This window comes from Thiohalocapsa sp. ML1, assembly GCF_001469165.1.
Lineage (GTDB): Bacteria > Pseudomonadota > Gammaproteobacteria > Chromatiales > Chromatiaceae > Thiohalocapsa.
This window is the reverse complement of the sequence record NZ_JABX01000022.1, coordinates 1-24,600: the sequence shown is the minus strand read 5'-3', so window position 1 is coordinate 24,600 and position 24,600 is coordinate 1. Positions and strand designations below refer to the sequence as shown.

Annotated in this window: 29 protein-coding genes, 1 tRNA gene and 1 pseudogene; 19 read left to right on the top strand and 12 right to left on the bottom strand. The window is 67.8% G+C overall.

All coding sequences use genetic code 11. The features are described 5' to 3' along the window. Positions 1-177: 177 nt before the first annotated feature. Positions 178-606: a hypothetical protein gene (locus ML01_RS14880; protein ID WP_058556191.1), complete on the top strand. Its 429-nt coding sequence runs from the start codon at positions 178-180 to the stop codon at positions 604-606. Between the two features lie 155 nt (positions 607-761). Here the strand turns inward: ML01_RS14880 and ML01_RS14875 are convergent, their stop codons facing one another. After that, positions 762-1,301: a zinc ribbon domain-containing protein gene (locus tag ML01_RS14875; RefSeq protein WP_058556190.1), complete on the bottom strand. Its 540-nt coding sequence runs from the start codon at positions 1,299-1,301 to the stop codon at positions 762-764. A gap of 59 nt (positions 1,302-1,360) precedes the next feature. Further along, positions 1,361-2,488: a threonine-phosphate decarboxylase CobD gene (gene cobD, locus ML01_RS14870; protein ID WP_058556189.1), complete on the bottom strand. Its 1,128-nt coding sequence runs from the start codon at positions 2,486-2,488 to the stop codon at positions 1,361-1,363. Between the two features lie 234 nt (positions 2,489-2,722). On the opposite strand from cobD, the gene ML01_RS31070 reads away from it, so the two are divergent. The 6 genes and pseudogenes from ML01_RS31070 to ML01_RS14855 all read left to right on the top strand — a co-directional run bounded on the left by ML01_RS31070 (position 2,723) and on the right by ML01_RS14855 (position 5,296). Further along, positions 2,723-2,854: a hypothetical protein gene (locus tag ML01_RS31070; RefSeq protein WP_256363655.1), complete on the top strand. Its 132-nt coding sequence runs from the start codon at positions 2,723-2,725 to the stop codon at positions 2,852-2,854. Between the two features lie 40 nt (positions 2,855-2,894). Beyond that, positions 2,895-3,068, top strand: a complete 174-nt coding sequence (gene hemP / locus ML01_RS27435; RefSeq protein WP_173865182.1) for a hemin uptake protein HemP — start codon at positions 2,895-2,897, stop codon at positions 3,066-3,068. A 294-nt stretch (positions 3,069-3,362) separates the two neighbouring features. Further along, positions 3,363-3,851: pseudogene (locus ML01_RS30665) on the top strand (Rpn family recombination-promoting nuclease/putative transposase); the annotation flags it as partial. After that, positions 3,755-4,303 (top strand): DUF4351 domain-containing protein, encoded by a 549-nt coding sequence (locus ML01_RS27425; RefSeq protein ID WP_082674310.1) that lies wholly within the window; start codon positions 3,755-3,757, stop codon positions 4,301-4,303. The pseudogene ML01_RS30665 and the gene ML01_RS27425, both read left to right, overlap by 97 nt. Positions 4,304-4,563: 260 nt before the next feature. Further along, the gene (locus ML01_RS30660) at positions 4,564-4,968 is read left to right on the top strand and encodes a DUF6516 family protein (protein WP_254045268.1); all 405 of its coding nucleotides are present in this window, start codon (positions 4,564-4,566) and stop codon (positions 4,966-4,968) included. Further along, complete coding sequence (locus tag ML01_RS14855; protein WP_058556187.1) at positions 4,949-5,296, top strand: hypothetical protein; 348 nt, start codon at positions 4,949-4,951, stop codon at positions 5,294-5,296. Before ML01_RS30660 ends, ML01_RS14855 begins: the two co-directional genes overlap by 20 nt. Positions 5,297-5,789: 493 nt before the next feature. Here the strand turns inward: ML01_RS14855 and ML01_RS30240 are convergent, their stop codons facing one another. Together ML01_RS30240 and ML01_RS31400 are read right to left on the bottom strand one after the other, a co-directional pair. Further along, positions 5,790-6,092 (bottom strand): hypothetical protein, encoded by a 303-nt coding sequence (locus ML01_RS30240; protein WP_216819191.1) that lies wholly within the window; start codon positions 6,090-6,092, stop codon positions 5,790-5,792. Positions 6,093-6,100: 8 nt separating this feature from the next. Beyond that, positions 6,101-6,688: a type IV secretory system conjugative DNA transfer family protein gene (locus ML01_RS31400; protein ID WP_156427737.1), complete on the bottom strand. Its 588-nt coding sequence runs from the start codon at positions 6,686-6,688 to the stop codon at positions 6,101-6,103. A gap of 32 nt (positions 6,689-6,720) precedes the next feature. Here ML01_RS31400 and ML01_RS28815 point away from each other — a divergent pair, with 32 nt between their 5' ends. Continuing rightward, positions 6,721-6,933 (top strand): hypothetical protein, encoded by a 213-nt coding sequence (locus ML01_RS28815; RefSeq protein ID WP_156427736.1) that lies wholly within the window; start codon positions 6,721-6,723, stop codon positions 6,931-6,933. A gap of 33 nt (positions 6,934-6,966) precedes the next feature. On the opposite strand, the gene modD is transcribed toward ML01_RS28815, so the two are convergent. Further along, positions 6,967-7,830, bottom strand: coding sequence for a ModD protein (modD, locus tag ML01_RS14840; RefSeq protein WP_058556184.1), 864 nt, complete (start codon positions 7,828-7,830; stop codon positions 6,967-6,969). 575 nt (positions 7,831-8,405) lie between these two features. Then, a complete protein-coding gene (locus ML01_RS14835; RefSeq protein ID WP_058556183.1) occupies positions 8,406-8,834 on the bottom strand; it encodes a molybdopterin-binding protein in 429 nt (142 codons plus the stop codon). 180 nt (positions 8,835-9,014) lie between these two features. On the opposite strand from ML01_RS14835, the gene ML01_RS14830 reads away from it, so the two are divergent. The 5 genes from ML01_RS14830 to ML01_RS14810 all read left to right on the top strand — a co-directional run bounded on the left by ML01_RS14830 (position 9,015) and on the right by ML01_RS14810 (position 13,715). Further along, the gene (locus tag ML01_RS14830; RefSeq protein WP_082674309.1) at positions 9,015-9,863 is read left to right on the top strand and encodes a TOBE domain-containing protein; all 849 of its coding nucleotides are present in this window, start codon (positions 9,015-9,017) and stop codon (positions 9,861-9,863) included. A 111-nt stretch (positions 9,864-9,974) separates the two neighbouring features. Then, positions 9,975-10,730 (top strand): molybdate ABC transporter substrate-binding protein, encoded by a 756-nt coding sequence (gene modA / locus ML01_RS14825; RefSeq protein WP_058556181.1) that lies wholly within the window; start codon positions 9,975-9,977, stop codon positions 10,728-10,730. Positions 10,731-10,955: 225 nt separating this feature from the next. Next, positions 10,956-11,630 carry a molybdate ABC transporter permease subunit gene (gene modB, locus ML01_RS14820; RefSeq protein ID WP_058556180.1) on the top strand — a complete coding sequence of 225 codons (675 nt, stop codon included), beginning with the start codon at positions 10,956-10,958 and terminating at the stop codon, positions 11,628-11,630. A 2-nt stretch (positions 11,631-11,632) separates the two neighbouring features. Beyond that, entirely contained in the window at positions 11,633-12,766 is a 1,134-nt protein-coding gene (modC, locus tag ML01_RS14815) for a molybdenum ABC transporter ATP-binding protein (protein WP_058556179.1), read from the top strand. A 247-nt stretch (positions 12,767-13,013) separates the two neighbouring features. Then, complete coding sequence (locus tag ML01_RS14810; RefSeq protein ID WP_058556178.1) at positions 13,014-13,715, top strand: hypothetical protein; 702 nt, start codon at positions 13,014-13,016, stop codon at positions 13,713-13,715. A 111-nt stretch (positions 13,716-13,826) separates the two neighbouring features. Here ML01_RS14810 and ML01_RS14805 read toward each other — a convergent pair whose 3' ends face one another. The 4 genes from ML01_RS14805 to ML01_RS14790 all read right to left on the bottom strand — a co-directional run bounded on the left by ML01_RS14805 (position 13,827) and on the right by ML01_RS14790 (position 15,890). Then, positions 13,827-14,240 (bottom strand): PIN domain-containing protein, encoded by a 414-nt coding sequence (locus ML01_RS14805; protein WP_254045266.1) that lies wholly within the window; start codon positions 14,238-14,240, stop codon positions 13,827-13,829. Then, the gene (locus ML01_RS14800; RefSeq protein ID WP_058556176.1) at positions 14,233-14,454 is read right to left on the bottom strand and encodes an antitoxin; all 222 of its coding nucleotides are present in this window, start codon (positions 14,452-14,454) and stop codon (positions 14,233-14,235) included. The genes ML01_RS14805 and ML01_RS14800 overlap by 8 nt, the downstream gene beginning before the upstream one ends. Before the next feature lie 291 nt (positions 14,455-14,745). Then, positions 14,746-14,822: transfer RNA gene (locus ML01_RS14795), tRNA-Pro, on the bottom strand. A gap of 99 nt (positions 14,823-14,921) precedes the next feature. Continuing rightward, positions 14,922-15,890, bottom strand: a complete 969-nt coding sequence (locus ML01_RS14790) for a polyprenyl synthetase family protein (protein ID WP_058556256.1) — start codon at positions 15,888-15,890, stop codon at positions 14,922-14,924. 503 nt (positions 15,891-16,393) lie between these two features. Here ML01_RS14790 and ML01_RS31395 point away from each other — a divergent pair. The 3 genes from ML01_RS31395 to ML01_RS14775 all read left to right on the top strand — a co-directional run bounded on the left by ML01_RS31395 (position 16,394) and on the right by ML01_RS14775 (position 19,999). Then, a complete protein-coding gene (locus tag ML01_RS31395; RefSeq protein ID WP_162268026.1) occupies positions 16,394-19,039 on the top strand; it encodes an LON peptidase substrate-binding domain-containing protein in 2,646 nt (881 codons plus the stop codon). A 166-nt stretch (positions 19,040-19,205) separates the two neighbouring features. Next, positions 19,206-19,532: an iron-sulfur cluster assembly accessory protein gene (locus ML01_RS14780; protein WP_058556175.1), complete on the top strand. Its 327-nt coding sequence runs from the start codon at positions 19,206-19,208 to the stop codon at positions 19,530-19,532. A 26-nt stretch (positions 19,533-19,558) separates the two neighbouring features. Continuing rightward, positions 19,559-19,999, top strand: a complete 441-nt coding sequence (locus ML01_RS14775) for a SufE family protein (RefSeq protein WP_058556174.1) — start codon at positions 19,559-19,561, stop codon at positions 19,997-19,999. 234 nt (positions 20,000-20,233) lie between these two features. On the opposite strand, the gene ML01_RS14770 is transcribed toward ML01_RS14775, so the two are convergent. After that, positions 20,234-20,908, bottom strand: coding sequence for a Fe2+-dependent dioxygenase (locus ML01_RS14770; protein ID WP_058556173.1), 675 nt, complete (start codon positions 20,906-20,908; stop codon positions 20,234-20,236). A gap of 149 nt (positions 20,909-21,057) precedes the next feature. Here ML01_RS14770 and ML01_RS14765 point away from each other — a divergent pair, with 149 nt between their 5' ends. The 3 genes from ML01_RS14765 to mepA all read left to right on the top strand — a co-directional run bounded on the left by ML01_RS14765 (position 21,058) and on the right by mepA (position 23,677). Then, the gene (locus ML01_RS14765) at positions 21,058-21,654 is read left to right on the top strand and encodes a hypothetical protein (protein WP_058556172.1); all 597 of its coding nucleotides are present in this window, start codon (positions 21,058-21,060) and stop codon (positions 21,652-21,654) included. Positions 21,655-22,024: 370 nt separating this feature from the next. Continuing rightward, complete coding sequence (locus ML01_RS14760) at positions 22,025-22,675, top strand: hypothetical protein (protein WP_254045265.1); 651 nt, start codon at positions 22,025-22,027, stop codon at positions 22,673-22,675. A gap of 171 nt (positions 22,676-22,846) precedes the next feature. Beyond that, complete coding sequence (mepA, locus tag ML01_RS14755) at positions 22,847-23,677, top strand: penicillin-insensitive murein endopeptidase (RefSeq protein WP_156427735.1); 831 nt, start codon at positions 22,847-22,849, stop codon at positions 23,675-23,677. Between the two features lie 254 nt (positions 23,678-23,931). Here mepA and ML01_RS14750 read toward each other — a convergent pair whose 3' ends face one another. After that, complete coding sequence (locus ML01_RS14750) at positions 23,932-24,342, bottom strand: hypothetical protein (protein WP_058556170.1); 411 nt, start codon at positions 24,340-24,342, stop codon at positions 23,932-23,934. Positions 24,343-24,600 lie beyond the last annotated feature (258 nt).

Sequence of the window (24,600 nt, the reverse complement as noted above, 5' to 3'; positions counted from 1 at the left end):
GATCATGGCCGCGGATGATGCCGCATCCGGGCGCGCGCGGGTGTTACTTGGTGTTTACAACGACGGCGCCAACGTACACACTAGTGCGATGCTGCGCATCGATCCCGGACCCACCCCGGTGGATGCGCAGTGCGACCGGCATGTCCGCGACGGCGCCCCAGAAGGAGATAAAGCAAAATGCGTGCTCAAGTCTTAATTGAATCCATTGGAGCGCCCGCCCTGTGCGCGGCGCTCGTCGTCCTGTCCCTTGCAGCGGGGCGCGCGCAGGCGCAATCCAGCGTCTACCGCTGCACGGCCCCGGACGGCAGCATCGAATTCCGCCGGCATCCCTGCCACGGGCGCGACGCCGCGGAGGAGTTGCTCATCGAGGACCACAGCACGGGCTGGGTGCCGCCGAAGCCGGCACCGGAGCCGAAGGGCAAGACCGCGAAGCCGCGGCCGAAGACCGCGGACAAGGACAGATACGCCGCGCGCTGCTGGCAGCAGCGCCAGCAGATCGAGCGCATCGAGAACGAACTCCGCGCCGGCTACACGGTCGCCCGCGGGGAGCGGCTGAAGCGCAAACGGCGAGAGCACGAGGCCTTCGTCAACGAATATTGCCGCTGACCGGCTGCCGCCCCCCCGTTTACCATGAAAGTCGCGCGCAGCGCGCTCCTAAATCGCCCTCTCCCTCTCGGAGAGAGCCGGGGTGAGGGAAACGGCCATGGCGAGCAGCGCCTTTCATCCTCCGGGGTGGCGCTGGTCGCCATGGCCGTTAGCGCTCAAGGCTCGGGCTCCGCCCCGCGCAGCGGATACCAGGTGTCGTCGCGCCGCGGCGGCAGCAGTTCCCGGCGCAATGCGCGCAGGTTCGCCACCCCGCCGCCCGCGAGCGCCGCGAAGGGGTCCTCGGCGTCGAGCACGTCCGCGTACTCGGCCTCTAGCTGGTCCGGGTCCTCGCCCGCCTCCATGCGGCCCAGCATATCGGCCATGGCGTCCCCCGGCTTGAGTCCCGCCGTCTGGAACAGCCGCCGCATCACGCGCGCGGCCTGCCTCGGGTCGTCCTCGTCCATGTTCTCAAGCTCGCCGGCCATGGTTGCCATGGCCTGCATCATCGCGGACTCGTCCATGCCCTCGGGCAGATCACCGCCGGCGTCCTCGCCCTGTTCACCGCGGCCCTTGGAGATCGCAAACAGCGAGGCACGGCGCTCAAGCGCCGCGCGCCGACAGGTGGGACACGCAGGGCGTGTGTCGGTGTCGACACGACGGGAGAAGAAATTGTAAATGGCATGACAATCGGGACAGTAGAACTCGTAGACAGGCATTGCGGATCGGCTCCTGGCAAGCGGTCGGCACGCACGGCAGCGGCCTTGCAGGGCGGGATTTAAGCGCCGCCGACGCGCGTCGACAAGCCCTCGCGCGACGCGCCGGTCGCGAGCACGTCGCCAAGCGCCGCAAGCAGGCGGCGGTTGTCGTCGGCCGCGCGCACGGCAACGCGCAGAAACTGCTCGTCAAGGTCAGCCTCGGTGCCGTAGGTCCGCACCGCAATGCGATGCTGGACAAGAAGCCTGTCCGCGACCTCGCGCCCCGCTGCGGCCGCCTCCGGCAGCCGGAGCAAGAGGTAGTTGGCGGCGCTGTCGAGCACGCTCGCGCCGAGGGCGCGGAGCCCGGCCGCGAGCAGAGCCCGCTCGGTGCGGATCAGCCGGCGCGTACGCTCCGCGAAGTCGTGCCGCGCGGGGTCCGTCAGCAGCGCGACGCCGACGCGCTGCGCCGGCGTGCTCACGGACCAATCCGGCAGCAGCCCGCGGGCGGCGGACGCCAGTCCCGGCGCCAACACAGCGTAGCCGAGCCGCAGGCCCGGCAGCGCAAAGAACTTCGTCATCGAGCGCACCACGACGACGTTGTCGAGGCCGAAGCCCACCGCCGAGGCGGCGCCGTCGGCAAAGTCGATGAAGGCCTCGTCCACTGCCCACCAGACGCCCGGGCGCGCCGCCGCGGCACGCCGCAGCGCATCTGCGGCAATGATGCGCCCCGTTGGGTTGTTTGGCTGGCCGATCCAGACGAGATCCCCAGTCCGCGCCAGCGCGGTCAGGCGCTCAACGTCGAGCTCGAAACCCTGCTCCGCGCGCAGCGGAACGCGGAGCACCGCAAGCCCCCACACCAACGCCGCCCGGGCGTAATCCAGATAGCAGGGCGGGCTCACCAGCACCCGGCGCGCACCGAGTATCCGCGGCAGCCACCAGATGAGCTGCTCGGCGCCGTTGCCCGGCAGCACCTGCGCCGGCAAGACGCCGAGCGCAGCAGCGATTGCGGCACAGAGATCCGTGCAGGCCGGGTCGGGATAGTCAGCCAGCGCATCCACCGACTCGATCAGTGCCCGCCGGGCCGCCGGCGGCATGCCGAGCGGGTTGATGTTAGCACTGAAATCGAGCAGCTCACCGGGCGCACAGCCGGCACGCGCCGCGAGCGCGCGGCGATCACCGCCGTGCTTCGGGACAGCGCGCTGCGTCATTAGAAGAGCCCTGGCACACGCGGGCGTACGCCGCTGTCGGCCGCTCGGCCGCAACGCTGCTCGGCACCCCGAAAAGGTCCATTTCCGCGTTTGCGAATCACTCTCATTTGCGATACTCTCAAGCCTTGTTCAGCCGCGCGAGCCTGCGTTCGGGTGCAACCCACGTCGCCAGCAACAGCCGCCCGGCGCGAACCGCTGGCCGCGGCGCCTCATCCCAACGCATCCGGAGCAACCATGACCCGCACAACACTCATCGTCGGCTCACTCCTGCTCGCCGGGCTCTTTATCTCGCCGTCCGCGCCCGCCGGCGCGGCACGACCCTTTGCTGTCCTGTCGGGACACCCCGCAGCGACGAATGCAAGCTGACCCCAGCCATTTCGCCATCCACCCCAACGGAGCAACGAAGATGCAACAAGCCGCAGCCACGACTTCGTCCCGGACCCGTCCCGCCGAGCTCGAACCGCGCCGCCTGAGCAGCCACGAGCTGCTGCGCGGCGACCGACGCATCGTCATCGAGCACGGTGAGGCCCGCTATACCCTGCTCCTGACCCGCAACGACAAGCTGATCCTCGTGAAATAGCGGCCTCCGCGCCGCCGAGCAGCGCCGGCGGCAGCGAGGCACAAGCTCGCAATGGACAAACGGCCGTCCGGTCATGCAAGGCCGGACGCGCGCGTCGCGCATCAAGCTGACCAGCCGCCCCGCGGTGGCTTCGCCCATGCAAGCGCATGATCGGCTCGCCGTTCCGGATCACGAGCCAACGGTCGCCAGCCGGCCACGGGATGTGCCTTTCCTGCCCGATCGCGCTATGCTCGCGCCATGAACGACATCGGCACCCCACACGATACCTTCTTCCGCTAAAGCTTCTTCCGCGAGAGCTTCGGCCGGCGCGAGATCGCTTGCGACTTCCTGCGCTGCCGATTGCCGCCGGCGCTGCTGGCGGACATCGACCTCTCGACGCTGGAGATCGCCAAGGACACCTACGTGTCCAGCGACCTGCGCTCGGCCTATTCCGACCTGGTCTACCGCCTTCGCCACCGCGATGGGCCCCTGCACGTCTACCTGCTGTTCGAGCACAAAAGCTGGCCCGAGCACTGGACCCCGCTGCAACTGCTGCGCTACGTCACCGCCGAGGGCGAGCAGTTCCGCAAGCAGCATCCTGAGGCGCGCCATCTGCCGCCGGTCTACACCATCGTCGTCTATCCGTCGTCTATCACGGGGCGCGTGCTTGGCAGGCACCGGCGGACTTCCATGCCATCGTCCAGCCGTTGCCGGCGGCGCTCGCGCCCTTCGTGCCGAGCTTCCGCTACGACATCGCGGACCTGTCCAGCCGCACCGACGCCGAGATCAAGGGCAAGGTACTGACGCGGCTGATCCAACTCGCGCTGCGCTGGATCTTCGACGACGCGCCGATAGAGCGCCTGCGCGAGCTGATCGCGTTGATCGAGCAGATTGAGGACCGCGACACGGCCGTGGCCGTGCTGGAATCCCTGCTGCGCTACTATGTCCAAGGCACCGGCCGGGTGGACGAGCCCACCGTCCGCGCGCTGCTGCAACAGACCTCCGCCGGAGACCCGATCATGCAGACCTTCATCGACCGCTATATCGAGCAGGGCCGCCAACAGGGCCGCGAGCAGGGCCTCCAGCAGGGGCTCCAGCAGGGCGAGGCTGCGGTCCTGCTGCGCCAGATCGAGCGCAAGTTCGGCCCGCCGACCCCCGACATCCGCGAGCGCGTGCTGAGCGCCGATGCCGAGCGGCTGCTGGACTGGTCCGAGCGCATCCTCACCGCCGAGACGTTGGAATCAGTGCTGCACTGAGCCCAGCAGCGCGACACTGCCAAGCGGAATGCCAGGCCGATAGCCGCAGGACCGGGCTGACGATTCCGCTGCTTCCGCCGGTCACCGCGAAGATGTAAGGTCGCATCATTGACGGAGCCACGCTGGTCATCGGGAGGTTGCAATGGTTGATGAAGCGCAAGTAAAGAGCGAATTCAACAAGCAGTCCGGGGCGCATTGAGGAAGACGATGCCGCCACGTCGGCGGCCGCATGGGAGCCGCGGAAGTTCGAGGACGGCGACGTGACCCGGGAGTTCAACGCGGAGGTCACGAAGGAGGCAGCGACCGGCGACGCGGACGACAGCGGTTCCACAGACACCGACGGTTCCTCGGACTCGGCAGCCGCCGGCTCCGCGCAGGCTGCGTCTTCGAGTGCGACCTGGGAGCCGCCGGACTATGCCAAAGTCCGGGTTTGGCGGTTGCCTCATCCGCTACCCGGAAGCCAACACCCGTTCAAATACAGCTTGGTGCTGGTTTACAAGGGTGAATGCGTGCTGCGGTACGACAACGAGCGGGGCAAGGGCGACCACAGGCACCTTGGCGATGACGAGCATCCGCTCCGTTTTGTCTCGCTTGTGCAACTCCTTAACGACTTCGACCGCGAAATAGGCCGTTGGAGGCTAGAGCATGGACACATTGATCATTGAGGTTGCGAGCGAAGAGGAAGCCCTCGCCCAAGCCATCGCGGCCATCGAGTCCGACCGCCCGCAGCCGCAACGCTACCTATTCGACTCGGAGGAAGCCTTGCTCGATACGCTGACCGGCAATCGCTTCGCCATCCTCAAGGCGCTCTGCGGCACCGGTCCAACCGATCCACAAGCACTTGCGCAGCGTGTCGGGCGCGATCTGAGCGCGGTACATGCCGACGCGGATCGGCTGGCGGCCATCGGCTTGATCGACAAGGACGAAAACGGCACGTTGCATTTCCCGTATGCCGGCGTGCATTTGGAATTGGACTGGCGCTCGGCGGCTTGAGGCAGCAACCTTGATGGTGTTTCCGGCCATCGAAAGGTCGCGCATCGCAACTCAATCCGGCGCATCGACGGTCTCGCCTTGATCATCGTTCCGGCCACCGAGCGCGTCGCAGCCTTGTAGGGTGGACAAGCGTAGCGCAGTCCACCAGCGGCGGCGCGCAGACCGGGGGCTTCGCTATCGCTCGTCTACCCTATTGGCTGATGCACAAGCCAACTGCGGAGACGTTCTGAGACTGGCTGTACTAGCAGGTGCTGATGCGTTTGCGCTGATTACGGGGGGCTCGTGGAAGGTCGCCGCAAACTCCGCCTCTGCTTGATTGAGCTGTGCGCGCAGTTTGTCAAGATGTTTCCGAGTGCGCGAACCTTCGCTATCCAGTCTATCCCTTTCCGCTTTCGCGGTTTCATATCGCTCTTCAAGACGCGCGCCATGCGCTGCCTCCAGCATTTCCAGCTCCTTTTGGGGTCCGGCCAGTAAATTCTTTCGCTTTCTATCGTCATACCAGACGTCGAACAAAACTGTGGATACGAAGAGTATGAGCAGCGTTATGCCGAGCATGAGCACTTGGCCGAAGGATAATAGGGCATCTCCTGGGGGCGTCTCCGAGCAGGTCGTTGGCGGTGAGCGCGATCTCGCCGTGGCAGGCGCTGTTGGCGCCCATTTGCCGCAGCAGCAGGTCGGTGGCGTTGGTGAGGACGGGCTCTTTACCGGCGGCCTTGGCCTCTTTGATTCGGTGATTGTTGACGCGCTCGGCGAGCGGGCGGTGACCTTCCATGATTAGGCGGCGGACGGTGAGCAAGTCGCGGGTCAGGCCGTAGTCCTCGATCTCGGTGTGCGGTGCGGTGATGACGTGGCGGATGACGGCGGTGACCAGCTCCCGGCCACGCTTGTCCCAGACGGCGGCATCGCTCTGGTTGATCTCGCAGAGGGCGTCGGCGACGCGGCTGGTCTTCTCGACCAGCCTCGGGTCGTCCGGGCGCAGCGCCGCCAGCGGGTTGAAGTGGGCGCGGAAGCGGTCCAGTTCCGGCGGCAGGTCGATGCCGCTCGGATCGAGGATGTAGACCTCCTGACTCGGCCCTCGCAGAAGTCGTTGCCGGGGCCGCGGCGGGCGGCGGCGGTGACCACGGCCTCGCTCTTGGGGTCGATGGCGATCAGCGAGCCGGGCCAGAGCACCTGGTTGTTGACCAGGAAGGCGCGGCCCTTGCCGGAGCGGGTCTCGGCGCAGAGGAAGACGTGGCGATTGTCATCGAAGCCGATGGCGCGCTCGGGGTCGTGCGGGCAGCGACCGAGCCAGATCGCGCCCTCGCGCCAGGCGTAGCGCGCGGCGATATATTCGGGGTCGGCCCAGCGGGCGCGTCCGAGGGGACCGCCGCTGTTGCCGTTGTTCGGGGGCATCGTGTCGCGTGCATGGGGCTTTGGCGTGGGCTGTGCTCGGGCAATTTTGGCACAGGGGAGCGAGCGATTCCCGGCTCACGCCATGGAGGACATCGCCACCCGGCAAGACACCTTCTTCCGCGAGCGCCGAGATCAAGACGCCCCCCGATATCCGCGAGCGCGTGCTGAGCGCCGATGCCGAGCGCCTGCTGGACTGGTCCGAGCGCATCCTCACCGCCGAGACGCTGGAATCGGTGCTGCACTGACCCAGCGGCCCGGCGCTGCGAATGGAACGGCCGCTACGCGAGCTGATCGCCCGTTCCGAACCGCACCTGCACGTCCCGCGGCGGCGCCAGGTGCGGCGCGGTGGTGACCAGGAGCCGGGCGCCGGCGCGGGCGTAGGCCTCGGCGTTCTTCGCGTTGACGCCGCCGGCGGCGCCGACGACGGCGGCGGCGCCGCGCTCGGCGAGCGCCGCGACGGTGTCGGCGACCTGCTCGGGCGTGAATTTTTCGAGCTGCAGCACGTCGGCATCGGCCCAGGTCAGCGCCTCGTCCGGGGTCGCGACCTCGACGACGACCCGCTTCTCGGGGCAGAGGCGGCGCAGCCCCGCGAGGGTTGCCGCCGCCGGCTCGCCGCCCAGAAACTGCCGGTGCTCCGCGAAGATCAATAGGGTCTCGGACAGCCCGTTGCGATGCATGACGGCGCCGCCGGCCTTGAACGCCTTGACCGCCAGCTTGCGGTTGCCGGGGACGTTCTTGCGCGTGCCGGCGACCATCGCATCCGGGTGCCCGCGCCGGGCGGCGGCGACGATGGCGGCGGCGCTGCTGGCGATGCCGCCGCACCACTCCATCAGCGTCTGCGCCGTCTTCCAGCCGCGGTGCAGCGCGCCGGCCGGGCCCGTGGCTTGGAGCAGCAGGGTCTCGGGCGCGGCCTCGGTGCCGGACGCCAACAGCGGCTCGGCCTCGGCACCGCAGAGCTGAAACATCCGCACCGCCTCCTCGACGCCGCACACGGTCATCGGGTCGCGAGCATAGAAGCGGATGCCGCCGGCCTCGGCGGCGATGCCGAGGGACTCCGTGGTCAGGTCGCCGAAGGGGACGTCCTCGGCCAGCAATTGGTACAGCTCGTGGTCGGCGAGCACGGGCGGGGTAAACACTGGCATGTAGAGGCCTCGATGGGGTCAGCACGATGGGGACAGGATGGCCGCGCGGGGTCCTCGGGACAACGACGGTCCGCAACCGGGCGTGGCATCGGAGCGCGGCCCCGGGCGCCAGGCGCACCTTGCTCCTGAATGAACGGCCGCTCGGCGTCGTCGGGCAGCGGTCCGCACAGATGCCCGAGCCGCCTCGCCGAGGACCCGCCCTGTCGCAAGACCGACGTAGCGTCATCTACATCTGTAGATAACGCGACAACCGCCGACGCCCGGATCGACGACACTGACCCGGCGCAGACTCGCCCGGTTTCATAGCAACAACCTGGCTTCGGAAGCAACGGCGCCGAGGGTCTCTCCTCGGCCCTCGGCGCACAGCTCATTTGCGGCAACGCGCGCGACACGGCGATCCCTTCAGCTGGCCGGTGTGAGGGGTCGCCTCTTTAGGCTTCAGGCGCCGTCGCCGCCGCTTCTACCCACCATCGCGCAGCGCCGAGCGCCCCGCCTCCCGCGCACAGTCGCACCATCGCGGGGCAAGCAGCGGACGCTCCGACAAGTCTCGCTATGTCTCAGCGCACACTACGTCGTCAGACGGGAACACCCAGAATGACCTGCGGCGCCTTGATGACCGCGGTGGCCGGCACGCCTTCCTTGAGGCCGAGCGCCTCGCAGGCCTTGTGGGTGACGGTGGCGTGGACCTCGTCCCCGGAGGGCAGGGTGATGGTGACCTCGGCATGGATCGGGCCGACCTCCAGGCCCGAGACGGTGCCGGCCAAGCTGTTGCGGGCCGAGAGGCGCACGCCCGAGCCGTCGGTCATGACCAGCACGGAGGACGCCTTGAAGAGTGCCACGACGTCCACTCCCGGCTGCAAATTCAAGGATTTGACGCTTTCGATCGTGACCATGGCGACGATCTCCTGGCCGCCGGGCAGGGCCAGCGTAACCTCGGCGTTGACAGCGCCGGGGGTGACGGAGACGACCTTGCCGTGGAATTGATTGCGCGCGCTGATCTTCATGCGAATGGCCTCGTTGTCGTGGGTTGGCGGTGGCCGCCTCGGCCGCAGCCGGCGCGACTCCCCGACAGGGTAGAGAAGGCCGCTCGGTAGGTACAAGCACAGCGCCATCGATGGTTGGCCCCCTTATTGCAGCCGCTCGGCACCGATAGCGTTATAGCCAGAGATTTACAGACCCCCCGCATGACACCCCCACGCGACGGAGCGCCCCGCCCGCAGTGCCGACCCCGCCGAGGCGCGGAGCTCGACCTATTGGGCGGCCTGCTCGACGACAAGCGCATCCGGCTCTTGGAGGCCATCGGCCGCCACGGCTCCATCGCGCGCGCCGCCCGGGCCGTGCCCATGTCCTACAAGTCGGCCCGGGAGACGCTGGACGCGCTGAACAGCCTGACCGCGGAGCCGCTGGTGGCGAGCTCCGTGGGCGGGCGCGACGGCGGCGGCACCCGGCTCACGGCGCAGGGAGCACGGCTCGTGGCGCTGTATCGGGCCGTCTCGCAGGAGTACCAGCAGACGCTCGAGCGCGTCGCCGGGGAGCTGGATCAGGCGGGCGACGGCGACGCGCAGGCCTTCAGGGCGCTCTTCAAGCGCATGTCGCTGCGCACGAGCGCCCGCAACCGCTTCGCCGGCACGCTGGTCCAGCTCAGCACCGATCAGGTCGGTGCACGGGCCACGGTGCGGCTGGACGCGGCGACGCAGGTCACCGCGCAGCTCACCCGCGAGAGTGCCGAGGCCCTGGCGCTCAAACCGGGGGCCGAGGTGCATGCGCTGGTGAAGGCCGCGGCCGTGATGCTGGGCACGGGCCGGGGGCTGCGCACCTCGGCGGCGAACCAGCTCTGGGGCGAGGTCAGCCGCATCAACGAGGGCGCGCTCGACGCCGATGTCACGCTGCGGCTGCCGGGTGGCCTCAGCCTTGCGGCTGTCATCACCCGCGCCGGGCTGCGCCACCTCGGCCTGCGGCAGGGCATCGAGGCCTGCGCGGTGTTCCAGGCCTCGAGCGTGCTGCTGGCCCACTGCATCCCGCGGCCCAGCTGACAGCGCGACGCGACCGTCCACGCCACTCCAACCCCGCTTTCAACTCGCTCCGATCGGCTTGCACCGGCCGGATCACTGCAACGCAACCACTCCCGTGAGGAGACATTGATCATGAAGAACCTCGTCACCGCCTCCGCCGTCCTCGCCGTCGCGCTCGCCGCCGGCAATGCCGCCGCCGAAGAGGCGACCATCGCCGTCGCCGCCAATTTCACGGCCCCCATGAAGATCATTGCCGAGATGTTTGCAGAGGACACGGAGCACACGGTCGTGACATCCTTCGGCGCCACCGGCAAGTTTTATGCGCAAATCAAGAACGGCGCGCCGTTCGAGGCCTTGCTGGCCGCCGACGAGAAGACCCCGAAGAAACTGGCCGACGAGGGCGCCGGCGTGGCCGATTCGCGCTTCACCTACGCCATCGGCACCCTGGTGCTCTGGTCCGCGAAGCCCGACTTGGTCGAGGACGGCAAGGCGCTGCTGGCGTCCGGGGACTTCAACAAGCTCTCCATCGCCAACCCCAAGCTCGCGCCCTACGGCGTGGCCGCCGTCCAGACCATGGAGGCCATGGGCCTCAAGGACGCCCTGGAGCCGAAGCTGGTGATGGGCGAGAACATCGCCCAGACCTTCCAGTTTGTGGACACCGGCAACGCCGATCTGGGCTTCGTCGCGCTGTCCCAGGTGATGCAGAACGGCGAGATCACGAAGGGCTCGGGCTGGGTAGTGCCCGCCGACATGCATGCACCGATCCGCCAGGATGCCATCATGCTGGAGCCCGGCAAGGACAACCCGGCGGTGGCAGCCTTTCTCGAGTACCTGAAGAGCGAGCGGGCGCTGGAGGTGATTCACGCTTTTGGGTATGAAACGGAATAGAAAGAAGTGCGAAGTGCATAGAAGATAGTGCGAAGTGCGTGGTGCGAAGTGCGCACTCCGCACTCCGCACTCCGCACTCCGCACTCCGCACTCCGCACTCCGCACTCCGCACTCCGCACTCCGCACTTCGCACTCCGCACTTCGCACTTCGCACTCCGCGCTTCCCACTTCCCACTTCCCACTTCCCACTTCCCACTTCCCACTTCCCACTTCCCACTTCCCACTATGCTTTCAGACACCGACCTCCAAGCCATCGGCCTGACCCTGCGCCTGGCCACGACCACGACGCTGATCCTGTTCGTCGTCGGCACACCCATCGCGTGGTGGCTGGCGCGAACGCGCTCGCGCTGGAAGGGGCCGATCGGCGCCGTGGTGGCGCTGCCGCTGGTGCTGCCCCCGACGGTGCTGGGCTTCTATCTCTTGGTGGCCATGGGGCCAAACGGGCCTGTGGGACAGTTGACCCAATCCCTCGGTATCGGACTCCTGCCCTTTACCTTCTGGGGGCTGGTGGTGGCATCAGTGTTCTACTCCTTTCCATTTATGGTGCAGCCGGTGCAGAACGCCTTCGAGGCGATGGGCGAGCGGCCGCTGGAGGCGGCGGCGACGCTGCGCGCCTCGCCGCTGGACCGCTTCTTCACCGTGGCGGTGCCGCTGTCGCTGCCCGGCTTTGCCACCGCCGGCATCCTGACCTTTGCGCACACCGTCGGCGAGTTCGGCGTCGTGCTCATGATCGGCGGCAACATTCCCGGCGTGACCCGGGTCGCCTCCGTGCAAATCTATGACTATGTCGAGGCGTTGGAATACGGCAACGCCCATCGCCTCGCCGCCGTGCTCCTGGTGTTCTCCTTCCTGGTGCTGCTGGCGCTCTATTCCTGGCGGCCGGACCTGAGGAAGACCTGACCATGCGCGACTCCGTGAGCAAGCCCGGCATCCGCGCCCGCCTGCGGGTCGAGTGGCCCGGCTTTACGTTGGATGTGGACGAGCACCTGCCCCCGCGCGGCGTCACCGCGCTGTTCGGCCATTCCGGCTCCGGCAAGACCACGCTGCTGCGCTGCATTGCCGGCCTGGAGCGCAAGGCCACGGGCCAGGTCTGCTTCAACGGCGAGGTCTGGCAGGACGAGCGCACCTGGGTGCCGACGCACCGCCGACCCATCGGCTATGTGTTCCAGGAGGCGAGCCTGTTCCCGCACCTGACCGTGCTCGGCAACCTGCGCTACGGTCAGCGGCGAACCCTGGCCAAGGCAGAGAACCAGCGCCCCGGCGAGAACAAGCTCAGCGAGGTCAGCGAGGACAAATTCAGCCTGGAGCACGCCATCGAGCTGCTCGGCATCGGCCACCTGCTGGAGCGCCGCCCGGCGGCGCTGTCCGGCGGCGAGCGCCAGCGCGTCGGCATGGCGCGCGCGCTAGCCGTGAGGCCGCGGCTCCTGCTCATGGACGAGCCGCTGGCAGCGCTGGACCTTGCCCGCAAGCAGGAGATCCTGCCCTACCTGGAGCGCCTGCACGATCATCTGGATATTCCCGTCGTCTACGTCAGCCACGCCCCCGACGAGGTCGCGCGGCTCGCGGACCACCTGGTGGTGATGGACGAAGGCCGGGTGCAGGCGAGCGGACCGCTGAACGAGATCCTGTCGCGCCTGGACCTGCCGATCCGCCTGGGCGAGGACGCCGGCGTCGTGCTCGACGGCCAGGTGGCCGAGCGCGACGAGCGCTGGCACCTGCTGCGGGTAGCCTGCTGCAGCGCGAGCCTGTGGGTGCGCGACAACGGCGCCGCCGTCGGCGACCACGCCCGCATCCGCATCCTCGCCCGCGACATCAGCATCGCCCGCGAGCCCAAGACGGGCACCAGCATCCTGAACACCCTGCCCGCCCGAGTCGTCTCCCTGGGCGAAGACTCACACCCGGCGCTCACGCTGGTGAAGCTGGACGTGGCGGGCTCCCCCGTACTCGCCCGCCTCACGCGGCGCTCAGCCGAGGAGCTCGGGCTCACGCCCGGCATGGACGTCTGGATTCAGATCAAGGCCGTGGCGCTGCTGTAACCCGGACGGGCGAGCGCCGGTACGCCCCTGCGCCGTTGCGCGCCGGCCGTGCCGCGCCCACTGCGGATGCGCGGCGGGGCGCCGACATGGCATACAATCTGGCGGCGACAGGCAGCATCCTGTCGAGCTCGGCGATGATCCGACATGCCGCGACGATGACAGTCGCACATCCGCCGGTCACCCCGCCGGATGTTTCGGCCCGGCCCAAGCCGTGCCGGCCCACCAAAACGCGAGAGGAGGAATAACCATGCCTACTGCCCCCACCACGCACAACGACCAAAGCCCGGTGATTCTGACAGTCGTACCCTTGCTGATCCTCTTCGGTGCCGTGGCGGCGCTGTTCTGGCTCAGCGCCGGCGACCCGTCGGCAACCTATAAGTATTGGGAGATCTTCGTCCCCGTCGTCGCCGTGCTGTCGCTGTTCTCCGGCTGGGGCCAATGCCAGGCCATGGGCAGCGACCGCCTGTGGTACTTCATCCGGCAACTCATTCACTGGGGCACGGTGCTCGGGCTGATCTACGTATTCAACGCGGTCGGCTTCCGCGAGCTGCTGAGCGATCAACAATACATCGTCATCCTGATCGCCACCCTGGCCGGCGCAACGCTGCTCGCCGCCATCCAGATGGACCTCAAGCTAATGCTGTTCGCGTTCCTCCTGGCCTTCTGCGCCTACCTGCTCTTCACCCCGGTGGAGAACCCCGCGCTGGCCTCAGTCGGCAATCTGCTGCGCATCGACAACCCGCGGGACAACGCCCCCATGGTCGTCTCGGCACTGGCCGGGGCCGGCTTCATCGCGAGCCTGATGCTCTACTCCATGGTGCCGAAGGGCCACCGCCGCGCGCAGTCAGCAGCGACCCCGACGGAGCCTCAGACCGGCACGAGCCAGGCCATGCCGCAGGAGCCGCCCGCTGCACTGCCCGCCGGCACCGCTCAACCCAGCGTCGCGTAAGGCCATCTGCGCCGCGGGCAGGACCCGCGGCGCAGTTCCCGGAATGCTCGAGATCCCGACGAGCACGGGCATTTCGTTGCAAACCCAGGCGAATAACCGCTCTTTCCTGGTTCAACCATCGCCATCCACAGGCTCCAACCAGTCTTCCAAGTCGAGTCCCGCAACGCGTCGAAACTCCTTGTGATTATTCGTCACCAGGATCGAGCCCTCCGCTCGGGCATGGGCGGCGATGAGCAGATCCATGTTGCCGATCGGGGTACCGGCCTTGCGCAAGTCGGCGCGGATGCGGGCGTAGTGGACAGCGGCGGATTCGGACCAGGGAACGACCCGGAGCCGGCGACGGAAGTCGTCGATGTCGCGGCGAATGTCGGCGCCACGCGTGGGGTGCAGCTCGGCGCCGTAGAGCAGCTCGGCCAGCACGACCACGGAGATGGCGAGGTTGTCGTGGCCGACGGCATCGAAGCGCGCCTTGACCGTCGGCGGGCGGCGGCGGACGACGAAGCTCGCGGTATTGGTGTCAAGCATCCACGTCATCGTGCCAGCCCCGCTCCTGCGGTGCCTCCTGCTCCCGGTCGGCCAGAAAGTCGTCCGGCGTGCGGGGCGTGGCCGCGAAGAAGTCATCCCAGCCCTGCGGCTTTGGCCGCAGGATCACGGCATCGCCTTGGCGCTCGATGAACACTTCGGTGCCGTCGAAGCGGAACTCCGCGGGCAAGCGCACGGCTTGGCTGCGCCCGTTCATGAAGAGCTTTGCGCTAGCAGACACGGCGGCCTCCGGTTGGATTGCAATATATACCGGGAATATAGATCAGCCCCGTCCAACGGGCAACGGACCGACAGCGCTGCCTCGGCCCTGTTGCGCGAGTCGCGCAAGTCGCGACGACGCTCCTGGGGCTGAAGGAAGTCGATGCGGCGGGCCCTCGGCGGCGACGGCGCAAAGGCACGCCAAGCGGCGACGACGCGGGACAAAAAAAACGGCTGAGGGCGCGTTCGCCTTCAGCCGTTCTTGGCTTCCAATTTCGGAAGCTGAGTTTGGTCGGGGTGAAAGGATTCGAACCTTCGACCCCTGCCTCCCGAAGACAGTGCTCTACCAGGCTGAGCTACACCCCGATGGTGTGTGGCGCGCGGCACAGGGCCGCTCGACCTTCCGTGGGCTGCACGACGGCCGGGAACCGTGGTGCTGAAATCTGACCCCGTGCGCCGACGAGATCAGTAGGTGCGGGCCACGGCGAACTCGGCCGTGGCCAGCAGAGAACGCTTGGCGTCCGAGTCCGGCAGCGCCTCCAGCGCCTCTTGGGCTGACTCCGCATGCCTCCTGGCAAGCGCGACAGTGTAGTTCAAAGCGTCGGTATCGACAATGGCCGCGACGACTTCGTCGATGCGCTCGCGCCCGCCCTCTTCGATGGCCTTGCGCAGCAGCGCGCGCTGGGCGTCGTTGCCCACCTGCATAGCGCGGATCAGCGGCAGCGTCGGCTTACCCTCTTCGAGGTCGTCGCCGATGTGCTTGCCGATGGTCGCGCTGTCGGACTCGTAGTCCAGCGCATCGTCCACGAGTTGAAAGGCGACGCCCAGGTGCCGACCGAAGCTTGCGATGCGATCTTCAAGCGCCTGCGGCACCGCCGCCAGCACGGCGCCGAGCCGGGTGCCAGCCTCGAACAGGGTCGCCGTCTTGCGCTCGATGACCTCCATGTAGCGCGCCTCGTCGGTGTCCGGGTCGTGCGTGTTGAGCAACTGCAGCACCTCGCCCTCGGCGATGCGGTTGGTGGCATGCGAGAGCACGTCCATGACCCGCATGACGCCCACGTCCACCATCATCTCGAAGGCGCGCGAGTACAGGAAATCGCCCACCAGGACGCTGGCCTCGTTGCCCCAGACGGCGTTGGCCGTGTCGCGGTTGCGGCGCAGCTCGGAGCCGTCCACAACATCATCATGCAGCAGCGTCGCCGTGTGGATGAACTCGACGATGGCGGCCATGTCGTGGTGACGATCGCCGGCGTACCCGCAAGCCTTGGCCGCGAGCAGCACCAGCAGCGGGCGCAGTCGTTTTCCCCCACTGCCGACAATGTAATGGCCGATCTGATTGATCAGCACCACGTCGGAGTGCAGGCGTTTCAGGATGAGCTCGTCGACTGCCGTGAGATCGGCGGAGACAGGCGCCCGAATAGCGGAAAGATCCATGGGCAACTTCATGCGATAGCGAGCCCGTGATGTTATGTGCCGACGGCGCGGACAGTCAAGCCGAACGCCAGCCGGCGGCGGCCTGCCGCCGCTGCCCGCCGGCGCTGGCGCACGGGCCGCGGCAGCGAGACCGCCGGTCGGGAGGCGGGCGCGCCGGTGCGGATACGGAAGCTGGCGTTGTCGAACCCGAATCACAGTCTGCCGCGGCAGGCGGGCGCTATCGTTTGGACTGAGCTCGATGCTGCTCGCCGCGCTGGCTCGCAGCCCGTGACCGCCGAGCCTGTCGTTCGCGCGGTTGGAAGTCAGACCATGACCGATTCGCTGCTGCGCCTGCTGATCTAAAGGCGATTGCCGGAAAAAAACGTACCGAATGGCGCAGGATTTTCGTCCGCCTTCAAGGAGCGGCAGCGGGTGCATAGTCGATCTATGCACCCGCTGCCGCGACGCAGAAGGCGGGCGAAAAGACAAGCCAGGCGGTATGTTTTTTGACAGAAATCGCCCTAGTGCCAGTCGCGCTCGGCGTGCCGGTGCTTGCGCGAAGCGGGCTCTTGGCGTCCCCGCTCGGGCAGGTGCTCGCCATTACGGTGTTGGCCGGCCTGCTGAACGCGGCATTCGAGCTGGTCGTGCGCCCGCGGCGGCGGCTGGCTCGGCGGGCACGGCAGCTCGCCCCGGGCGGCGCCTGCGCGGGCGGCGACTGGGCGCAGATCGACACCTGCCTGAGCGCTCTCGGCCGCCAACGGGAGACCGACCGCGCCCGCATCCGCGAGCTGGAGGCGCGCCTGCATCGCGCGCAGGCCGAAGCCAAGTGCGCGGACACCGCCAAGCGCGCCTTCCTCGCGAACATCGGCCACGAGATCCGCACGCCGATGCACGTCATCGTCGGCATGACGCGGCTGTCGCTGAAACTCGCGACGCTGCCGCAGCAGCGCGAGCACCTGCTGCGAGCGGACCGCGCCGCCCAAGGCCTGCTGACCCAAATCAGCAACCTGCTGGACCTGGTGAAGCTGGAGACCGGCGAGCTACGCCTGGTGCGCTCCGGCTTTGCCGCGGGCGATCTGCTGGCCCAGCTCGTCGCCGCCGCCGCCGAGCAGGCCGCGGGCAAGGGCCTGCACCTGCACACGGAGCTCGATCCGCGGGTACCAAGCGCGCTGGTGGGGGATGCCGACCGGCTACACCAAGTGCTGGCCAACCTGCTGGACAACGCGCTCAAGCTCACGGACGCGGGCGAGGTGGTGCTGAGCTGCCAGCTCGTAAGTGAGGCCCCGGCTGCCGAGGCGTGCGTCCGCTTCGAGGTGCGCGACACCGGCATCGGCATTCCGACCGACAAGCAGCACACGCTGTTCGAGCTGTTCCGCCAGGGCGATACCTCGCTGACCCGCCGGCACGGCGGCTCCGGGCTCGGGCTCGGGCTGTGCTACCGGCTGGTGCAGGTCATGGGGGGCGAGCTCAGGCTCGACAGTCACTTGGACACCGGCAGCAGTTTCTATTTTGAGCTACGACTCGGCGTGCCGGGACGTGCGCCGACGCCCCCGGAGCCGACGGTCACCGCCGCGCACCACGACCGGCCGACGCGATCCGGACAGATCGACCTCGGTACGACACGGGTGCGGCCGCGCGGCAGCGGCCGCATGCTGCGGCGCGTGCTCACCAGGTTCAAGCTGGACCACGGCGACTTCGTGACGGACTACAGCAGCCTGCACGCGGTGGGCGACCGCTTCGGCGCCGCGCAACTGGCGCGCGCGCTGCAGAGCCCGGCGGCGAGCCTGGGGGCGCTGGAGCTGCGCGAGGCGGCGTCGCGACTGGCACACAAGCGCCGGGCAGACGATGATCCGTCGCTCGACGTGCTCCGCGTGGGCCGACTGCTGGAGGGGCTCATGGCGGAGATCGATCAGCGCCTCGCGGAGCGGTCCGGCCACCTGCCCGCCACGACCACGACCGATGCCGCGGTCATCGGCTCAACGACCGAGCGGCCCAGCCCCCGCCGGAGGCCAAGCGCAGCCGTGCGGGGCCGGAGGCGGCCGTGGGCGCGAGGCTGCGGCAGGTGGCCTGGCTGCTGGAGGACTTCGACGCGGCGGCCATCAACGCCTTCGTGCCGCTCGCAGAGCGGCTCACGGGCCTGGTGGCCGCGGACAGCGTCGACACGCTGCGCAATGCCATCAACGGCTTCGACTTCGCCACCGCGGGGGAGCTGCTGCGCCAGATCGCCGAAGAGCTGCGGGTGCCGATCAACGAGCCGGGCTGATGCGGCGTGCGGGAGCCCCGCGGCCGAGCACGGCAGCCGCAGGCAACCCGCAACTTGCGCCGGATCGATTGTAAGACGCCGGTGCTGGACTCAATATGGCGGTCAGTATGTTGATCATTGTCGGCGTAACGTGCGAGAGGCGCGCGATCGCGGAACGGCCCCTGCCGTGAATCTCCCGACCACAGGGCTGTCCGAGACCCAGGGCCGCCGGCCCGCGCGCCTGCCATTGCCACCGGGAGAATCCAGCGTGAGAAGCCCCTTTCTGCAAACCTTCGCGCACCTGCCGCGCGAGCTGCCCATCTTCCCGCTGAGCGGCGCCGTGGTGCTGCCGGGGGTGCAGTTGCCGCTCAATATCTTCGAGCCGCGCTACCTGCGCATGATCGGCGCGGCGCTCGCCGAGGATCACCTGATCGGTATGGTGCAGCCCCGCGGCGACGACACCGACGACACGCCTGCCGTGCACCGCATCGGCTGTGCCGGGCGCATCACCTCCTACAGCGAGACCGCTGACGGGCGCATCGTGCTCGTACTGACCGGGCTCTGCCGCTTCCAGATCGCCGAGGAGCTGCCGGCACGCGACGGCTACCGCCGCGTGCGCCCGGACTGGAGCCGCTTCGCCGGCGACTACGACCTAGAAGGCGAAGCCATCGGCAACCGCGAGCGCTTCATGGGCTCGCTGCGGGCCTTCTGCGATCAGCGCAGCGTCGAGGTGCCCTGGGAAGACATCGGCAAGATGGACGATTACGACCTCGTCAACCTGCTCTGCGCGCACCTGCCGCTGGGCGCGGACGACAAGCAGGCCCTGCTCGAAACCGAAAGCATCGGTGCCCGCGCGGACCTGATGCGGGGGCTGATGGACATGTCGGTCTTCGGCGGCGGAGCGGCGGGGAGCGAGCAGCGGCACTAGGAGAGGGCCTAGGGCCTAGGGCCGAGGGCCGAGGCGCCAGCGCTTGGCCTGCCGGCGCTGCGCCGCGCCCTTGAAATCCTTAGTCGCAAGGTTTACTAAAGCCGACATCGACAGCCGACATCGACAGCCGTCATCGACGCAACAACGAACACTTCGGAGCAGCACCATGGCAGTCACCCTCACCGACAGCGCCGCCCGCCACGTAAGCAACATGCTGGCAAAGCGCGGGCACGGCATCGGCCTTCGCATCGGCACCAAGAAAAGCGGGTGCACCGGCTTCGCCTACGTCGTCGACTACGCCGACGACGTGGACGAAGACGACCAGGTCTTCGAAAGCCACGGTGTCAAGGTCGTCGTGGACGATGCGAGCCTGACCCGCCTCGACGGCATGGAGGTGGACTTCGTGAAGTCGAGCCTGCTGAACGAGGGCTTCGAGTTCCGCAACCCGAACATCAAGGACCAGTGCGGCTGCGGCGAGTCCTTCAGCGTTTAAGCGGCAACTAGGTTCAACGCGCCATCATGAGTACCAGCGACGAGATCGACGAGATCATCGACACCTTCGAGCTGCTCGGCGACTGGGATCAGCGCTACGAGTATCTGGTGGAGCTCGGCGAGCGCCTGCCGCCGATGGACCCGGCCGACAAGGTGGACGGCAATCGGGTCATGGAGTGCATGAGCACCGTGCACGTGGTGCCGAAGCCCATAGAGCCGAAGCCCATAGACGGGACCGACACGCTCAGGTTCCACGGCGACTGCGACACCGCCATCATCAAGGGCGTGGTGGCGTTGCTGGTGCAGGTCTTCAGCGGTAAGAGCGCAGCCGAGATCGAGGCGACGGACGTGGACGCCCTGTTTGAAGGGCTGCAGCTCGAAGAGCACCTGAGCCCCAACCGCCACGTCGGCGTCTATGCCATCGTCAACAAGATGAAGAGGCAGGTGCGCAGTCTGGCTGCCGCATAGCAACCGAGGGGCGCGCCAGCCTCGGCCCTCGGCTCTTCCCCGGCGGCGTCAAACCTCCCCCCTCCTTACGCAGGCATGGACAGGGCCGATACGCTCAGGCTCCACGGCAACCGCGACACCGCCATCATCAACGGCGTTGCAGCGTTGCCGGTGCCGATGATGAGCGGCAAGCGCGCCGCCGAGGGCAACCGCGCGGCGCCCTCCTCCTCGGCCCTCGGCCCCTCCCCGACGCCATCAGACCTCCCCCCACATCCGCACCAAGTTGCTGTAGCTGCGGTCCACCAGGGCCGTGTGCTCGGCGGCTGGCGCCGTCCTCAGCAGGTGCTCTCGGGCCAGGTTCAGCTCGTACAGGAGCTCTCGCCGGGCGGGGTCGCGCACGTAGCTCTGGATCCAGGTCAGTGCCACCAGGCGCTCGCCGCGGGTGACCTCCGCGACCTGATGCAGGCTGGAGGACGGGTAGACCACCGCATCGCCGGCGGGCAGCTTGACGCGCTGCTCGCCGAAGCTGGTGCGGATCACGAGCTCGCCGCCGTCGTAGTCCGCTGGCTCGTTCAGAAACACGGTCATCGAGACGTCCGAGCGAAAGCGCGGCCCGCCGCTGCCCATGATCGGATCATCCACGTGGTCGCCGTAGGCCATCCCGGGCCGGTAGCGAGCGAAGATCGGGTCCGCCACCCGATGCGGCAGCACGCCGAAGCGAAAGGTCTCGTGGTGGCCCAAGCTCGCCATCAGGATGCGAATCAGGCGCTGGATGCGCTCCGGCTCCTGCCCCAGCTCTTCGTTGCGCTTGACCCGCGCCGCCGCGTAGCCGGCGCTGAGCTTGCCGTCGAGGAACTCGCCATCCGCAATGATCTCGTGCATCTTGGCGAGCTGGGCGGCATTGAGCAGGTTCGGGATGGTGAGCAGCATCGCGGCCTCGCGGGCGTCTGGGGACGAACGACGCGCCGGCCGACAGTGAGCGCCGACGCCTTTGCTAACATAGCGGATCGCCCGTGGCGGCGGCCAGCTCGGCCGCCGGCCCGCCCCGCCCCGCTGCCACCCGAGCCCGGAGACCGAGCATGATCCTCAAGGCCATTATCGAGGACCAGGAATACAGTCTGGACGTGCCGGACGGCCTGCTGGCCGGCGCCGACGCCTTCTGCGCCAAGCTGGACGCGGACATGGACAAGGGTTGGCAGATGAGCCGCGAATGGGTCGCCGCACCGACCCTGGAGCAGCGCTGCCAGATTGTCGCCGACAAGCTCCTGACCGCGCTCGAAAAGGAGAATCACAAGGTCGGCATGCTGATGGCCGCCTATATTCTGAAGCGACTGCCGAACGTCGAGGCGGTGGAGCTCGACGTGCAGGGCGAGATGCAGAACAACAGCTTCCGTTTGCGCGAGCAGGCCCCCGCCGACCCTGCCCCCGCCCCAGCAAGCACGCCAAGCCCCGCCGACGCCGGCCTGCCCACCGGCCTCAACAGGATGCAGGCCATGGCCCAGGCGGGCCACGACGTGACCAAGGTGTTCAAGGTGGGCAAGACCTGGCGCTACTCGGTCTACGACCACGCGAGCGGCAGTTGGCAGGAATCGCCACTGTTCGCGAGCGAGGCGGAGGCGGATCGGGCTCGGCAGACCGCGTTCCGCGAGCGCTACGAGGCGCTGATCGGCAGTTGATCGGCCGCACCTCAGCAGCCTGCGCCAAGGGCCAAGGGCCAAGGAGGGCTCCCTTGGCCCTTGGCCCTCGGCCCTTTTGCCTTCAAGCGCCTTGTCGCCATGAACCTTGACTCATCTGCAAGCACTTGGCGCCGTCAAGCAATCCAGGTTCAAGCCAGGTCGGCGCGCCGCGGGTGTCAGTTTCGGTTTACATGAAAAATCGGCAGTCGGTGTCAATCACACTTCACACATGGAAAAAATGGTTTAGACTCTAGCGTGGCTGTCCTGCCGACGGCCCCTGCCTTGCACCCTGCATTGCAGCCGGCTAACGACCCCGCGCGGGGCCGCGGAAGCCGTCGGCTTCTTCCCCTACCCTGCTGGAGGATTCGACGTGTCCGCTGCCGCAACCGAGACGACCACCCCGAAGCGCGACCCCTACGGGCTCACCCCCCTGCCGATGGCGCTGTTGCCGATCCTGATCCTGTTTGCCGCCACCGTGGTGCTGTTCTGGCTGAGCCAGCGGGACATGTCCGCGACGTACAAGTATTGGGAAATCTTCGTACCCGTCGTCGCCATTGTGTCGCTGGCCTCGGGCTGGACCCAGGCCTATGTCAGCAACAGCAACCGCATGTGGTACCTGCTGCGCGGCCTAGTCCATTGGGGCGCTCTGATCGGCCTACTGTACCTGCTGAACTCCCAGGGCTACCGGGAGCTAATGAATGACCAGCAATACACGGCCCTGATGCTCTACCTGCTGGCCTTGGGCACCCTGCTCGCGGCAGTGCAGATGGACATCAAGCTTTTGTTCTTCTCGGTGTTCCTCGCCTTCTGCGCCTTCCTGATTGCGGTGCCGGCCAACAACCCGACGCTCATCTCCGTCGGCACCTTCCTGGGCATCGCCGAGCCGCAGGCCAAACCGGTGCTCGTGAGCAGCGCCGTGGCACTGGCGGGCTTCGTTGCCAGCCTATTCGTCGTCTTCATGATGCGCGGCGCCGTCATCAGCAAGCGCGCCCGCAAGCGCCGCCTGATGAAGGCGGCCTAGCCGACCGGCGCCGATCCCGGGCGCGCTCACATGCATGCCAGGGACGGCGTCAAAGCTTCTCGTTTCGGCTAACATGCCCGCTCTCATTGACCACGGCGGCGGCTTGTCTGCCCGGGGAAGCGGAGCATGCACTCATCGAGAACGGATCGAAACGGGACACCGGCCGGGGCCATGTTGCGCCGCGCCATCCTCTGGCTTGTTGTGCTGAGTCCAGCATTGTCCGCCGCCGCGGACACGCCTTGGTCCCGCATCCAACACGCATCACTCGGCCGCGCCACGGCCATTGGCAGCCCATCCAACGGGTGTATTGCCGGTGCCGAGGCCCTGCCCGCCAGCGGCACGGGCTTCGTCAACATTCGCCGACACCGCAATCGCTACTACGGCCATCCGGATGCGCTGCTGCTTATCCGCGACTTAGGCGAGGCGATGGCCGCGCGCAACGGCCGCTACATCATGGTCGGCGACCTCGCGCAGCCGCGCGGCGGGCGCATGAACTCATCCCACGTGAGTCACCAAAACGGCCTCGACGCGGACATCTGGCTCACCCTCGCCGACTCGCCTGCCGAGGCCGTGCGCGCGACACCGGAGCAGCACGACCCACCGAGCATGCTGACGCCGAAGAGGCTGGCGCTGAACGCGCTCTTCGGCCCGGACCAGTTGTTCCTGATCAGAACCACCGCGGAGCATCCGAAGGTGGACCGCGTGCTGGTCAACCCGGGCATCAAGCGCGCGCTGTGCGAGAGCGAGAACAACGCGCCATGGCTGCGCAAGCTGCGCCCCTGGTGGGGGCACGACGCACACATGCACGTGCGCCTCAAGTGCCCGGCCGACAGCCCGCATTGCGAGCAGCAGAGCCCGGTGCCCATGGGCAGCGGCTGCGGCGCCGAGCTGGCCTGGTGGTTCAGCCTGGAAGCCAGAAGCCCCAAAAGCTCATCGTCCGCGAAGGCGCCCCCGACCCCGAAGCCGCCGGCGCAGTGCCAGGTCCTGCTGCGCGCATCCTAGCCAGGCAGAGCCTCAGACCGATGAGTCGCGCTCATCGACATCGCTATCGAAATCGAAATCGAGATCAAACCGAGAGGCAACCGATCCCGCCCCCAATCCAGGTGCTCAATTCAAGGACCTTGCACCCTCGGCGCGCCGCGCCCTCAACCGGGCCAGAACCCATCGTCCAGCAGATCGGCACTTGCGTAGGGGCAATCGGCCGGAAAGACCGACCGCTTGAGCCCCGTCCCCGCGCATCCCGCACGGATCCAGGCTCAGTCGGCCTGGCCGGTGCTCGCCAGCGCCGACCCCAGCGCCTGCTCCATCGCCGCCTCGGTCACCGGCAGCGGCAGCGCCGCGAACACCGGAAAGCGGGCGCGCAGGCCATCGAGCTTGTGCTCGTACTCGGGCTGGTAGATGCAGATGACGCGCACCTCGGGATGCTTCTGGAGCCGCGCCATCAGCGTCTCCAGGTTGCTCGTGCGGTCCCGAAAGTCGGACTGGAAGTTGTACTCCGCGACGATGACCTCCGGGATGCGCCGCTTCAGCGCCGCCTGCGCCTTCCGCTGCGAGCTCACCAGCTCCGCAGCGAAGCCAAAGCGCTTGTAGAGCGGCGCGAAGTTCGGATAACCGCCGAGCTCGATGATGGCGAGGAGGTGGAGAGGACCGGGGGTGACGTTGGTCATGGGATACGCAGGTCGGGAATGTCGTTGGACGGAGCCGCTACGCGGAGAACAGCGACGCGGCGGCCCCGCAGTGACTAAGATGCAACCTCACGCCCTCGCCGTGCGAGGGGACATTCCGCTGAGAATCATGAGGTTGCGCCGTCATGTCACCATCTTTCGAGGCCGATTTCAAGCGCCGCTACAGCGCCCTGGACAAGCATCTGCATCTCAAGGGCTTCCGACCGAAGACGATCGAGGCGTACGCGCGGGGCGTACGCC